Source organism: Streptomyces sp. NPDC093111 (assembly GCF_040683955.1).
Classification (GTDB): Bacteria; Actinomycetota; Actinomycetes; order Streptomycetales; family Streptomycetaceae; genus Streptomyces.
On the sequence record NZ_JBFBNW010000012.1, the window covers coordinates 272455 to 285705 of the forward strand.

Annotated in this window: 8 protein-coding genes; 4 read left to right on the plus strand and 4 right to left on the minus strand. The window is 75.3% G+C overall.

Annotation, left to right across the window (positions count from 1 at the left end):
- Positions 1-73 precede the first annotated feature (73 nt).
- Genes AB0Q96_RS22850 through AB0Q96_RS22860 form a run of 3 tightly spaced genes read left to right on the plus strand, consistent with a single transcriptional unit; the run spans position 74 to position 3706 of the window.
- A complete protein-coding gene (locus AB0Q96_RS22850) occupies positions 74-799 on the plus strand; it encodes an aquaporin (protein WP_365328222.1) in 726 nt (241 codons plus the stop codon).
- 30 nt (positions 800-829) lie between these two features.
- A complete protein-coding gene (locus tag AB0Q96_RS22855) occupies positions 830-1546 on the plus strand; it encodes an ElyC/SanA/YdcF family protein (protein ID WP_365328224.1) in 717 nt (238 codons plus the stop codon).
- A gap of 45 nt (positions 1547-1591) precedes the next feature.
- The gene (locus AB0Q96_RS22860) at positions 1592-3706 is read left to right on the plus strand and encodes a molybdopterin oxidoreductase family protein (RefSeq protein WP_365328226.1); all 2115 of its coding nucleotides are present in this window, start codon (positions 1592-1594) and stop codon (positions 3704-3706) included.
- 27 nt (positions 3707-3733) lie between these two features.
- Here AB0Q96_RS22860 and AB0Q96_RS22865 read toward each other — a convergent pair whose 3' ends face one another.
- From AB0Q96_RS22865 to AB0Q96_RS22880, 4 genes are read right to left on the minus strand one after another with little or no spacing between them, the layout of a single operon-like run.
- Positions 3734-8041 (minus strand): trypsin-like peptidase domain-containing protein, encoded by a 4308-nt coding sequence (locus tag AB0Q96_RS22865; RefSeq protein ID WP_365328228.1) that lies wholly within the window; start codon positions 8039-8041, stop codon positions 3734-3736.
- A gap of 54 nt (positions 8042-8095) precedes the next feature.
- Entirely contained in the window at positions 8096-10009 is a 1914-nt protein-coding gene (locus AB0Q96_RS22870) for an ABC transporter ATP-binding protein (protein ID WP_365328230.1), read from the minus strand.
- Positions 10006-11751, minus strand: coding sequence for an ABC transporter ATP-binding protein (locus AB0Q96_RS22875; protein ID WP_365328232.1), 1746 nt, complete (start codon positions 11749-11751; stop codon positions 10006-10008). The genes AB0Q96_RS22870 and AB0Q96_RS22875 overlap by 4 nt, the downstream gene beginning before the upstream one ends.
- A 15-nt stretch (positions 11752-11766) precedes the next feature.
- Positions 11767-12360 (minus strand): NAD(P)H-dependent oxidoreductase, encoded by a 594-nt coding sequence (locus AB0Q96_RS22880; protein WP_365328233.1) that lies wholly within the window; start codon positions 12358-12360, stop codon positions 11767-11769.
- Positions 12361-12429: 69 nt separating this feature from the next.
- Between AB0Q96_RS22880 and AB0Q96_RS22885 the strand changes: the two genes are divergently transcribed.
- Positions 12430-13212 carry an aminotransferase class IV gene (locus tag AB0Q96_RS22885; RefSeq protein WP_365328235.1) on the plus strand — a complete coding sequence of 261 codons (783 nt, stop codon included), beginning with the start codon at positions 12430-12432 and terminating at the stop codon, positions 13210-13212.
- The last annotated feature ends 39 nt before the right edge of the window (positions 13213-13251 follow it).

A 13251-nucleotide genomic window follows, 5' to 3' on the forward strand; every position in this document is an offset into this window, starting at 1 on the left:
GATCGTAAGGGGGGAGGAGGGGGCGCCTTCCACCCCTTTTCCGAGTTCCGCTCTGCGGAATATATTTTCCGCCATGAGAATGTCCCCCGCGTCCCTCCCCCGACGCGTCACCGCCGAGTTCACCGGCACCGCCGCCCTCGTCGCCGTCATCGTCGGCTCCGGCATCCGCGCCGACTCCCTCAGCCAGGACGTCGGCGTCCGGCTGCTCGCCAACGCCCTCGCCTCCGCCGTCGGCCTCGGCCTGCTCATCGCCCTCCTCGGGCCGCTCTCCGGCGCCCACTTCAACCCCGTCGTCACCCTCTCCGAGTGGTGGACCCGCCGCCGCGAGAGCCGGGCCGCGGAGGCCGCCGGGTACATCGCCGCCCAGCTCACCGGCGCCGTCGCGGGCGCCCTCCTCGCCGAGGCCATGTTCGGCCGGTCCCCCGGCACCCTCGCCACCGAGCCGCGCGCCGAACTCCACCTCCTGCTCGGCGAGGCCGTCGCCACCGCCGGGCTCGTCCTCGTCGTCCAGGGCCTGCGCCGCATCGGGCGCCCCTCCCTCGCCCCGGTCGCCGTCGCCGGCTACATCGGGGCCGCGATCTGGTTCACCTCCTCCGGCTCCTTCGCCAACCCGGCGGCCACCGTGGGCCGCGCCTTCTCCGACTCCTTCACCGGCATCGCCCCCGGCTCCGTGCCCGCCTTCGCCGCCGCCCAGCTCCTCGGCATGCTGCTCGGCATGGGCCTCGCGGCCGCGCTCTACGGCAACCCCGCCGCCCCGACGAGTGAACCGAACGGCGTTCCCACGCGTCGGAGCAGGTGACCGACCCCGCACCACCCACGGAGGACCCCCATGCGCGGCGTACGCCTGCCGCTCCCCCGGACCACCTGGGCCCGCCGCCGCACCGTCCAGGCCGTCGTGCTCGGCGCCGTCCTCGCCCTCGCCCCGGCCACCTGGATGCACACCACCGCCGGGGACCGGCTGCGGACCACCGCCGACGTGCCCGCGCAGGAGGTCGCCGTCGTCTTCGGCGCCGGACTGTGGAAAGGCCGCCCCACCCCGTATCTCGCGCACCGCCTCGACGCCGCCGCCGAGCTCTACCGCACCGGCAAGGTCCGGGTGCTGCTCGTCACCGGCGACAACAGCCGCACCGAGTACGACGAACCGAGCGCCATGCGGACCTACCTGGCCGCCCGTGGCGTCCCCGACGACAAGGTCGTCAGCGACTACGCCGGCTTCGACACCTGGGACTCCTGCGTCCGCGCCAAGAAGATCTTCGGCGTGGACCGGGCCGTCCTCGTCACCCAGGACTTCCACATCAAGCGGGCCGTCGCCCTCTGCGACGCGGCCGGCGTCGCCTCGTACGGCGTCGGCGTCGCCGAACCCCACGACGCCACCTGGTACTACGGCACCACCCGCGAGCTCGCCGCCGCCGGGAAGGCCGCCCTCGACGCGGCCCTGCGCCCCGACCCGCACTTCCTCGGCTCCCGCGAGGACGGCGTCGCGAAGGCGCTGGCCGCCTCACCCGGCACCCCGCCCCGGCCTGAGGGACCCGCACCCTCCCCGTAATACGGCGGGCGGCCTTCCGTAACACGGCGACCGCACCCTCGGACCATGTCCGAGGTCAGCACCGTCCCCACGCACTGCCCCTACTGCGCCCTCCAGTGCGGCATGAACCTGCGCCCCACACCCGGCGCGGAACTCCCCGTGGAAGTGGTCGAGCGCCCCGACTTCCCCGTCAACCGGGGCGCCCTGTGCGGCAAGGGCCGCACCGCGCCCGCCGTGCTCTCCAGCCGGGTCCGGCTCACCGAGCCGCTGGTCCGCGACCCCGGGACGGGCCGGCTGGCGCCCGCCACCTGGGAGCAGGCGCTCGCCGCCGTCGCCGACGGACTGCGCCGCACCCGCGCCGGGCACGGCCCCGACGCCGTGGGCGTCTTCGGCGGCGGCGGACTCACCAACGAGAAGGCGTACGCGCTCGGGAAGTTCGCCCGGCTCGTCCTCGCCACCTCCCAGATCGACTACAACGGGCGCTTCTGCATGTCCTCCGCAGCCGCCGCCCACCAGCGGGCCTTCGGCCTCGACCGGGGCCTGCCCTTCCCCCTGGAGGACATCCCGAGGACCGGCTGCGTGATCCTCGTCGGCTCCAACCTCGCCGAGACCATGCCGCCCGCGCTGCGCTACCTCACCGAACTCAAGGCCAACGGCGGCACCCTGATCGTCGTCGACCCGCGCCGCACCCGCACCGCCGAACAGGCCGACCTGCACCTCGCGCCCCGACCCGGCACCGACCTCGCGCTCGCCCTCGGCATGCTCCACCTCGTCGTCGCCGAGGGCCGGACCGACGAGGAGTTCGTCGCCGCCCGCACCGACGGCTGGCCCGCCGCCCGCTCCGGGGCCATGTCCCACTGGCCCGAGCACGTGGAACGCCTCACCGGCATCCCCGTACCGCAGCTGCGCGAGGCGGTACGGATGTTCTGCGACGCCGACAGCGGCATGGTGCTCACCGCCCGCGGCCCCGAGCAGCAGTCCAAGGGCACCGACACCGTCGGCGCCTGGATCAACCTGTGCCTCGCCACCGGCAAGGCCGGCCGGCCGCACAGCGGCTACGGCTGCCTCACCGGCCAGGGCAACGGGCAGGGCGGCCGCGAGCACGGCCAGAAGGCCGACCAGCTCCCCGGCTACCGCAGACTCGACGACCCGGCCGCGCGGGCGCACGTCGCCGGCGTGTGGGGCGTCGCACCCGAATCCCTGCCGGGGCCCGGGCGCAGCGCGTACGAACTCCTCGACGCCCTCGGCGGCGACGTGAAGGCGCTGCTCCTGATGGGCTCCAACCCGGTCGTCTCCGCGCCCCGCGCCGCGCACGTCGAGGAACGGCTACGGTCCCTCGACTTCCTGGCCGTCGCCGACGTCGTCCTGTCCGAGACGGCCGCACTCGCCGACGTCGTCCTGCCGGTGACCCAGTGGGCCGAGGAGACCGGCACCACCACCAGCCTGGAGGGCAGGGTGCTGCTCCGCCGCCGGGCCCTCACCCCGCCGCCCGGCGTCCGCAGCGACCTGGAGGTGCTGCACGGGCTCGCCGCGCTCCTCGGCTGGGAGAAGGGCTTCCCCACCGACCCGGAAGAGGTCTTCGACGAGCTGCGGCGCGCCTCGGCGGGCGGCCCCGCCGACTACGCGGGCATCGGCTACCGCCGCATCGAGGAGGAGCGGGGCGTCTTCTGGCCCTGCCCCGAGAGCGGCCCCGGGGAGCCGCCCCACCCCGGCACCCCCCGCCTCTTCCTCGACCGCTTCGCGACGGCCGACGGGCGGGCCCGCTTCGTCCCCGTCGTGCACCGCCCGGCGGCCGAGGAGACCGACGCCGACTACCCCGTGGTCCTCACCACCGGCCGGGTCGTCTCCCACTACCAGTCCGGCGCGCAGACCCGGCGGGTCCCCGAGCTGAACGCCGCCGCGCCCGGGCCGTTCGTGGAGCTGCACCCCCGGCTCGCCGAACGGATCGGCGTCGCCGAGGGCGAGCCGGTCGCCGTGCACTCGCGGCGCGGGAAGGCCGTGGCACCCGCCCGGATCACCACCGCGATCCGCCCCGACACCGTCTTCATGCCCTTCCACTGGGCGGGCGAGGGCCGCGCCAACACCCTCACCAACCCGGCGCTCGACCCGGTCTCCCGGATGCCCGAGTTCAAGGTGTGCGCGGTCCGCCTGGAGCGCGCCCCGGACACCACGGGCGCCTGAACCGGCCCCGCCCGCGACGACCGGAGATCACCCGCCCACGGCACGACAGGGCGGCGTGCGGGTGGCACCTTCGGGCAGCAGGGCACGCTCGGCCTCGGTGAAGTCCCGGTCGAGCCCGCTCCGGCAGAGGGCCTTCGCCATCTCCTCGGGGCGCAGGTCGACGGCCTGGTACCAGCCGTCGCCGGCGGCGAGGAGACGGGTGCCCTGGAGGGAGATCCCGAGGCCCACGGGCAGCGGGAGGTCGGTGAGGAGGAGGCCGGTCCCCAGGTCCCAGAGACGGGGGTCGCCCTCAGGGCCGGTGGTGAGGAACATGCCGTCGGGGCCGAAGCCGATGAGCCGGGTGAAGCGGTCGGCGGTCGCGAGGGGACGGCCGGTCTGGTGCCCGGTCTCCACGTCCCAGAAGCGCACGGACCCGTCGCCGTGGAGGGCGGCGAGGGTGCGGCCGTCCGCACTGAACTGCAGGCGGGGCAGGCCGCCGAGCTCGCTCGCGTAGCCGAGGGCCCCGAGGGTGAGGGTGCGCCGGCGGTCACCGCCGCGCAGGTTCCACAGCTCCACCCGGCCGGCCTCCGTACCCGTGCCCACCACGACGGCGGCCTCGTCGGGGCGGCCGGGGCGGGCACGCACCTGGCCGGTCGGAAGGAGGCGGTTGGACTGATCGGCCTCCGTCCTCTGCTCGGCCCTGACGACCGGGGCGATCCGGCGCCCCGTGGCGGCGTCGAAGAGCATCAGCCGTCCGTCGCCGGTGAGGACGGCGACCTCGCTGCCGCCCATCGGCTCGATCGCCTCCACGGCCCGCGCGTGGGTGCCCCACGCGCCGAGGTCGAACGCGACCCTTCTGCGGGGGTCGGCGGCCGAGAAGGCCGAGACCGTGGCGTCGGCGAAGCCCAGGACGATCCAGCGGGAGTCCGCCGTCCAGAACGGGACGCCGTCCACGCCGGGTTGCGCGGGTGCCCGCCTCGCCCGTCCCGTCGCGCTGTCGACGACCTCGACGAAGCCTTCGCCCGAGCGTGCCAGGAGGGTGCCGTCGGGAGAGGGGCCGCCCTTGACGAGTTCGGGCGTCGCGGAGCGCCCCGGCAGCGTCGCGACCGGAGCGGCCCGGGCGGTGAGCAGGGTGTCCCCGGCGGGGAGGAGCACCCTGACGTCCCGCCCGTCCGGGACGACGGCGACAGTCTGCTCCAGGTCGGTGGCACTCGCCGCTCCCGGCAGGGGGACCCTGGTCCGGAAGAGGCCGCCGGTACGCAGCTCGACCAGCGTCACCTCGGCCCGTCGCGCCTTCTCCAGGTTCTCCGCGAGGACGGCGAACTCGCCGCTCCGGTCCGGGTTGGGGACGCCCCTCACCTCGGGCGGCAGCGGGACCGGGCGGCCGGGAGCGCCACTCGTGGTGAACGTCCGGGAGGGGGCGTCCTCGGGGTCGGACGGACGCCCGCCGCCGACGACGAGGCGCTCGCCGCCCGACGCGATCATCCCGTTCCGGTAGTCCGCGTCGAAGGAGCGGACCTCGCGGCCCGTCGCCAGCTCGCGGACGACCGTCTTCCCGCCCTCGTCGTCCGGAAGGAGGACGACCTGTCCGGGGTCGGCCGTGAAGGCGGCGTAGCGCGTGTCCCCCGGGAGCAGGCCGGGTGCGGTGGGGAGGCGGTGGCCCGTCGTCAGGTCCCAGGCGGAGAGGACCGCATGGCGGTCCTGGGCGCTCTTGGCGCCCTTCCCGTCGTAGAAGGCCAGCATCCGCAGCAGCCGGCGACCGTCGCTGCTGACGTCCAGGTGGACCCCGTTGACCTTGCGGCCCGCCGCGTCGGCGGACGTCAGGACGCGGGGCGGCGCGTCCGGGCCGGTTCCCGAGAGGCCCCACAGCCACACCCGGCCGTCCCCGGAGGCGAGGGCGAAGGTCCGCCCGTCGGGGCCGAGCTCGCTCGTGGAACTGTGGCCGGCGTCCTCCAGGGCCGCCGCCGGGACCTGCCACAGGGGCCGCGAGCGCGGACCGTCCCCGTCGAGGCCCGTCACCACGGACACCGCCCGCGTCCCGTCCTCCCGCGTCGAGACGACCACCGCCGTCCGCCCGTCCGGCGTCACGTCCATGCTCTTGAAGGCGCCCGGCCACAGGCCCGGGTGGCTGCCGGTCAGGAACTGGCCGCGGGCGTACTGACGGAGCAGTGCCCCGTACGTGTCCGGGCTCGGGTCCGTCGCGCGGGCCGCGAGGGCCAGTTGGACGGCGGAGGCGGGTTCGGCGGCCTCGCGGCGTTCGGCGGTGGCGGCGAGGAGACGGCCGGCCTGCTCCCGCAACTGCCCCTGGTAGCGGGCGTTGTTGTACAGCGCCCAGCCCGCGAGTCCGCCGGCCGTCAGCGCCAGCGCGGCGACGAAGGCGATCACCGCGTACAGCCCGCGGGTGCCGCGCTTGGCCTGCCGGTCGCCGAGGAGGATGTACGCGCGTTCCGCCTCGCCGACGTCCTCCGGGTGGCGGACCAGCCGGTCGAGGGCGGTGGCGAGGCTGGAGCCGCGGAGCAGTGCGGCGGGCTCGCGGTCCTGGTCGCGCCAGCGGGTGAGGTCCCTGCGGAGTTGTTCCTGCCAGGCGCGGAAGTCGCGGGACTCGGTGAGCCAGTCGTGCAGGCGGGGCCAGAGGGTGGTGAGGGATTCGTGGGCGAGTTCGACGGTCTCCGCGGCGGGCCCGTCGGGGCCGGTGTCCTCGCCGCCCGCCGTCCCCAGGACGACGAGCTTCGTCGGGGCGAGCCGCCGGGCGAGCTCCGCGAGGGCGGGGTCCAGCTCGGCGGTGCGGGCGGGGCGGCGGGCGAAGGAGTCGTCGGCGGCGGGGCGGGCGAGCTGGACGAACAGGCGGCGGGCCAGGGACTCCTCGCCGGGGCGGAGGAGTTCCGCCAGCGCGTCCTCGGCGTAGCCGACGAGGGCGCCCGCGACACCGCCGACGGCGTCGTACGCGGTGTGCGTGAGGGTGCCGGCCTCGCGGGCCTCCCACAGGCGGGTGAGGGCGAACTCGACCAGCGGCATCCGGCCGGGCTCCTCGCCCGCGTCGGCGACGATCCGTTCGGGCAGGCCCGGTTCGAACCACAGGCCGGGCACGGCGGCGACGGGTCCGGTGACGGCCCGGAGCAGGCCGTCGGCGGAGAGCGGGACGAGCAGGCGGGTCGCGTCGCTGAGCACGTCGGCGACGTCGGGGGTGACCAGAACGTCCAGGGACTCGGCCCGGGCGGTGGCCACCACCCGTAACGCGGGCCTGCCGGGCTGCCCGGCACCGAGGGCGACGAGGAGCCGGGTCAGCGCGCGGGCGGCGGCGGGGTCGGCCGTCGCGTACTCCTCCAGCTGGTCCACGAAGAGGACGTGTCCGCCCTCGCCCGCGTGGGCGAGGACCCGGTCCCGCAGGGCGGCGGGCAGCCCGTCCGCGGTGTCGAGGAGCTGGGTGAGCTCGGCCGTCGCCCGCAGCCGGGCGACCTCCCCGGCCTCCGGTTCGAGGACGGGCACGAGGGCGCGGGCCAGGGCGGCGGCGGGGCGGGTGCCGGGGACGGCGCGGAGTTCGCGGACGGTGGTCCCGGCGGCCCGGAGCGCGGGCAGCAGTCCGGCCCGGACGAGGGAGGACTTGCCGGAGCCCGAGGGGCCGACCACGAGAGTGAGGGGGCGGCGGGCGACGGCGGCCAGCAGGTGCCGGGTCTCCTCCTCGCGCCCGTGGAAGACGTCCGCGTCGGCCTCGGTGAAGGGGGCGAGGCCGCGGAACGGGCTGCGCGGCGGCAGCACGGCCGGGTCGAGCAGGGCGCCGAGCGGGATCAGGTAGGCGGTGGTGGATCCGGCGGCGCCGTCGGCGGCCACCGTCATGCCGACGACGCCGTGCTGGGCCGCGTCCCAGACGGGGGTGCCGCTGAAGCCGGGGACGATCCGCTGCCCGGGCAGGTCGGTCTCCATCTGGACCCAGCCCTCGCCCTGCGTTCCGCGCAGGGTGCCGGTGGCCCAGACGCCGCCGTCGGAGCGGGCCGGGAAGCCGAGGGCGCGGAACGGGTGCTGCCACAGGCGGGCGCCCTCGCCGTCGGCCGGGGGGACCGGGCGGGTGCCGGGGACGGGCGCGTCGAGGCGGAGCAGGGCGACGTCGGCCTCCGCGCGCCAGGTCAGGACGGTGGCGCGGGCCTCGCGGCCGGACAGCAGCGGGAAGTCGAGGCGGACCGGCCCGTCCGGCGGGGTGTCGGGGACGCCGGGCTCCCCGGCCGCCTCGGCGACGACGTGGGCGCAGGTCGCGACGGTGTCGGCGGCGACGAGGAAGCCCGCTCCGACGACCTGGCCGGAGCGGGTGCGGACCCGGACGAGCGAGCGTGCCAGGATCTCTTGCTCGTGGACGGCGGCCACGGCGGTCCCCCCTCGTCGCGGCGTTTCCGCGCCCGTCCCGCCACGATAGGTGAACTACCCTTCCCTCGCCTCCTCTTGGGCGAACTGGGCGGCGTGCAGCCGGGCGTAGGCACCGCCGGCGGACAACAGCTCCTCGTGCGTGCCCTGTTCGGCGATCGAGCCGTTCTCCATCACCAGGATCACGTCCGCGTCGCGGATCGTGGAGAGGCGGTGGGCGACGACGAAGCTGGTGCGGCCGGTGCGCAGGGAGGCCATGGCCCGCTGGACGAGGACCTCGGTGCGGGTGTCGACGGAGCTGGTGGCCTCGTCGAGCACGAGGACGACGGGTTCGGCGAGGAAGGCGCGGGCGAGGGTGACGAGTTGGCGTTCGCCGGCGCTGAGGCCGCCGCCCTCCTCGTCGAGGACGGTGTCGTAGCCGTCCGGCAGGGTGCGGACGAAGCGGTCGGCGTGCGCGGCGCGGGCGGCCCGGACGATCCGCTCTCGGGAGACCTCGCCGGGGACCCCGTACGCGATGTTCTCGGCGATGGTGCCGCCGAAGAGCCAGGTGTCCTGGAGGACCATGCCGATCCCGGCCCGCAGGTCCTCGCGGGCCGTCTTCGCGATGTCGACGCCGTCGAGGGTGATCCGGCCGCCGGTCACCTCGTAGAACCGCATCAGCAGGTTCACCAGCGTCGTCTTGCCCGCACCGGTCGGACCGACGATCGCGACCGTCTGACCCGGCTCCACCACCAGCGACAGATCCTCGATCAGCGGCTTGTCCGCCTCGTACCGGAAGGAGACCCGTTCGAAGGAGACCCGTCCGGTGAGGCGGTCCGGGCGCTGGGGCTCGGCGGGGTCGGGGGTCTCCTCCTCGGCGTCGAGGAGGGCGAAGACCCGCTCGGCGGAGGCCACCCCGGACTGGAGGAGGTTGGTCATGGCGGCGACCTGGTTGACGGGGCCGTTGAACTCGTACGAGTACTGGATGAAGGCCTGCACGTCGCCGACGGTCAGGGTGCCGCTCGCGACCCGGAGGCCGCCGGCCACGGCGATGAGGACGTAGGTGAGGTTGCCGACCAGGGTGAGGGCGGGCTGGATGAAGCCGGAGATGAACTGGGCCCGGAAGGCGGCCCCGTGCAGCTCCTCGCCGAGCTCGTCGAAGCGGCGGACGGCCTCGTCTCGCCGCCCGAAGGCCACCACCTCGGCGTGGCCGGTGACCATCTCCTCGACGTGCCCGTTGAGGCGGCCGGTGACGGCCCACTGGCGCACGAACTGGGGCTGGGCGCGGCGGCCCACGAGGGTGGCGACCCCGATCGACACGGGGACGGTGCCGAGCACGATCAGGGCGAGCAGCGGCGAGATCCAGAACATCATCGCGAGCACGCCGACGAGGGTGAGCAGGGCGCGGACCATCTGGCTGAAGGCCTGCTGGAGGGTCTGCACGACGTTGTCGATGTCGTTGGTGGTGCGGGAGAGGAGCTCGCCGCGCGACTGGCGGTCGACGTAGCCGAGCGGCAGCCGGGACAGCTTGGCCTGTGCCTCGGCCCGCAGCCGGTGCCCGGCCCGCTGGACGACGGCGGTGGCCAGCCGCTGCTGCGCCCAGGTGAGCAGGGAGGCTCCGGCGACGACCGCGGCGGAGGCGGCGAGCGCCCGGCCGACGGCCCCGAAGTCGACCCCGGCGGGGGTGCCGGCGCCGGAGACGACGAGGTCGGTGGCGTGGCCGAGGATCTTCGGCGAGAGGACGGAGAGCCCGACGGCGAGGGCCGCGGCGGCGAGGACGGCGAGGAGCAGGGGGCGGTCGGGTGCGAGGGTGCGGAGCAGGCGCAGGCCGGACGCCCGGAAGTCCAGGGAGCGTTCGAGGGCGGGGCCGGCCGCCCCGGGGCCGCGGTCCTTGGCCGGGGGGCCGATCCGCGCGGGGACGGCCCCGGGGGTGCGGTCCCGCCCGCCGTCCCGCTGCCCGGCCCGGTCGCGGGCGGGTGCCGAGGTGCTCATGCGGCGGCCTCCTTCTCGGATGCGTTCGTCAGCTGGGAGCGGACGATCTCCTGATAGGTCGGGTTGTGCGCGAGGAGTTCGGGGTGGGCGCCTGAGCCGACGACGCGGCCGTGGTCGAGGACGACGATCCGGTCGGCGTCGCGGATGGTGGAGACCCGCTGGGCGACGATGACGACGGTGGCGCCGGCGGTCTCCTCGGCGAGGGCGGCCCGCAGCCGGGCGTCGGTGGCGTTGTCGAGGGCGGAGAAGGAGTCGTCGAAGAGGTAGATCCGGGGGCGTGCGACGAGCACGCGGGCGATGGCGAGGCGCTGGCGCTGCCCGCCGGAGAGGTTGCCGCCGCCCTGGGTGACGGGCGCGTCGAGCCCGGCTTCCAGCTTCTTCACGAAGTCGGCGGCCTGGGCGACCTCCAGGGCGTGCCACAGCTCCTCGTCGGTGGCGTCCGGCTTCCCGTACCGCAGGTTGCTCGCGACCGTCCCGGAGAACAGGTACGGCTTCTGCGGGACGAACCCGACGGTGCGGGCGAGCAGGGCGGGGTCGAGGTCGCGGACGTCGGTGCCGCCGAGCGTGACCCGGCCGCCGGTCGTGTCGTACAGGCGCGGGACGAGGCCCAGGAGGGTGGACTTGCCGCTGCCGGTGGAGCCGATGACGGCGGTGGTGCGGCCGGGGCGGGCGCTGAGGGCGATGTCCGTGAGGACGGGTTCCTCGGCGCCGGGGTAGCGGAAGCCGACGCCCGCGAAGTCGAGCCGGCCGGGGTCGCCCGCGGGGGTCCGCGGGTCGGCGGGCGGGGTGACGGAGGGCGTGGTGTCGAGGAGTTCGCGGACGCGTTCGGCGCTGACCTCGGCGCGGGGCATGTGCATGAGGAGGAAGAGCACCATCATCACGGACATGGAGATCTGCAGCAGGTAGCCGAGGAAGGCGATGAGCGCGCCGGGCTGCAGGGCGCCGGAGTCGAGCCGGTGCGCGCCGACCAGGACGATGCCGACCGTGGCGAGCTCCCAGACCACCAGGACGATCGGGAACATGACGGCCTGGAGGCGTCCGGCGCGCAGGCCGACGTCCCGCAGCTCGGCGTTGGCGGCGGCGAACCGGCGCTGTTCGTGCCGGTCGCGGACGAAGGCGCGGACGACCCGGATGCCGGTGATCTGTTCGCGCAGCAGCCGGTTGACGTGGTCGACGCGCCGCTGCATGCCGCGGAACAGGGGCCGCATGCGGAGCACGACCGCGCCGACGGCGCCGGTCATCAGGGGGACGTAGAGCAGCAGGACGAGGAAGAGCGGGGCGTCCTGGTCCAGGGCCATGGCGAGGCCGCCGACGCACAGCAGGGGTGCGGGGACCAGCATGGTGAGGAGGAGGACGGCGAAGGTCTGGATCTGCTGGACGTCGTTGGTGGTGCGGGTGATGAGCGAGGCGGTGCCGAAGCGGCCGGTCTCGCGGGCGGAGAAGTCCTGGACCCGGCGGAAGGCGGCGGAGCGCAGATCGCGGGCGACGCCCATGGCGATCCTGGCGCCGGCGTAGGTGGCGGCGGCGGCCGCCGCGCCCTGGAGGACGGTGACGGCGAGCATGAGGCCGCCGCCGGACAGGACGCGGGCGGTGTCGCCGCGCAGCACGCCCTGGTCGATGACGCCGGCGTTGAGGGTGGGCAGGGTGAGGGAGGCCAGGACCTGGACGAGCTGGAGCAGGACGAGTAAGGCGAGCAGCGGCCGGTGGGGACCGAGCCGGGCGGCGACGAGGCGGATCAGCATGGCAGGACTCCCCGATCAACCGGCGTACGGGCGGACGGACTTGGCGTCGCGCAGGGCGTGGGCCCACCAGGCGAGCTGGTCGAGCATCGTCCGGGCGGCGACGCCCGTGCCCTCGGGGTCCTTGGGGGTGCCGTCCTCGTCGAAGCGGCCGTGGACGCCGTGGAAGGAGACGGTGTCGCGGACCGTGACGGCGTGCATCTCGGCGTAGACCTGGCGGAGTTGCTCGACGGCGCGCAGGCCGCCGGACATGCCGCCGTAGGAGACGAAGCCGACGGGCTTGGCCTGCCACTCGGTGAAGTGCCAGTCGATCAGGGACTTGAGGGAGGCGGGGAAGGAGTGGTTGTACTCGGGGGTGAGGACGACGAAGGCGTCGGCGGCGGCGAGGACCGGGCTCACCTTGGCGAGTTCGGCGCGGACCTCGGGGGCGGGGTGGTGGGAGAGGGCGGTGGGCAGGTCGACCTCGGCGAGGTCGACGACGTCGACGGCGAAGTCCTCGCGCTCGGCGGCGCGGGCGGTGAACCAGTCGGCGACGACGGGGCCGAAGCGGCCCTCGCGGTTGCTGGCGACGACGACGGCGAGACGGAGGGGCTGCGGATTCGTGATGTCCATGACGAGGATCCTGATACCTCAACTTTGGTTGAGGTCAAGCCCGGATCCCCGCGGCATACGGTGGCACCCATGACCACGCCCACGACACCCCCCGCCGGGACCCCCGCCCTGTACGTCGAGGTCGACGGCGCCCCCGTCGCCGACCCGGAACTTCTCGCAGCCCTCATGAGCGGGTACGGCCACTTCACCGCCATGCAGGTCCGCGACGGCCGGGTGCAGGGCCTCGGCCTGCACCTCGACCGCCTGGACCGGGCCACCCGGGAGCTCTTCGACCGGGGCCTCGACGGCGGCCGGATCCGCGCCCTGGTCGGCGCGGCCCTGGAGGCGACGGGGCGGCGGAACGCCTCCGCGCGGGTCTACGTGTACGACGGCGGCCGGACCGTCGTGACCGTGCGGGCACCGTTCCCGCCGGACCGCACCCCGCAGGCACTGCGCTCGGTCGCGTACTGGCGCCCCGCCGCGCACATCAAGCACCTGGGCGGCTTCGGCCAGACCTACCACGGCGAGGCGGCCCGCCGGGCGGGCTTCGACGAGGCCCTGCTGACCGCGCCGGACGGCGAGATCGCGGAGGGCGCGGTCTCCAACATCGCCTTCTGGGACGGCACTTCGGTGATCTGGCCGTCCGCGCCCTGCCTGGCCGGCATCACCATGGCCCTGCTCTCCCCCCGCCTGCCGTCCATGACCCGCCGGGTGACCCTGGCGGACCTGCCCGGCTTCCGCTCGGCCTTCGTGACGAACTCGCGGGGCATCGCCCCCGTCTCCCGCGTCGACGGGATCGAGCTCGTGGTCGACCAGGAGCTGATGGACCGGGTGTACGCGGCGTACGACGCGGCTCCGTGGGAGACGCTCTGACGGTGCCGGGGCGACGGGCGGGGCGGAAGGGGCGCGCGG

Excerpts from the sequence above, each read along its gene's own strand:
- AB0Q96_RS22850 (WP_365328222.1), top strand. The coding sequence starts at position 74 with ATGAGAATGTCCCCCGCGTCCCTCCCCCGACGCGTCACCGCCGAGTTC.
- AB0Q96_RS22855 (WP_365328224.1), top strand. The coding sequence starts at position 830 with ATGCGCGGCGTACGCCTGCCGCTCCCCCGGACCACCTGGGCCCGCCGC.
- AB0Q96_RS22860 (WP_365328226.1), top strand. The coding sequence starts at position 1,592 with ATGTCCGAGGTCAGCACCGTCCCCACGCACTGCCCCTACTGCGCCCTC.
- AB0Q96_RS22870 (WP_365328230.1), bottom strand. The coding sequence starts at position 10,009 with ATGAGCACCTCGGCACCCGCCCGCGACCGGGCCGGGCAGCGGGACGGC.
- AB0Q96_RS22875 (WP_365328232.1), bottom strand. The coding sequence starts at position 11,751 with ATGCTGATCCGCCTCGTCGCCGCCCGGCTCGGTCCCCACCGGCCGCTG.
- AB0Q96_RS22880 (WP_365328233.1), bottom strand. The coding sequence starts at position 12,360 with ATGGACATCACGAATCCGCAGCCCCTCCGTCTCGCCGTCGTCGTCGCC.
- AB0Q96_RS22885 (WP_365328235.1), top strand. The coding sequence starts at position 12,430 with ATGACCACGCCCACGACACCCCCCGCCGGGACCCCCGCCCTGTACGTC.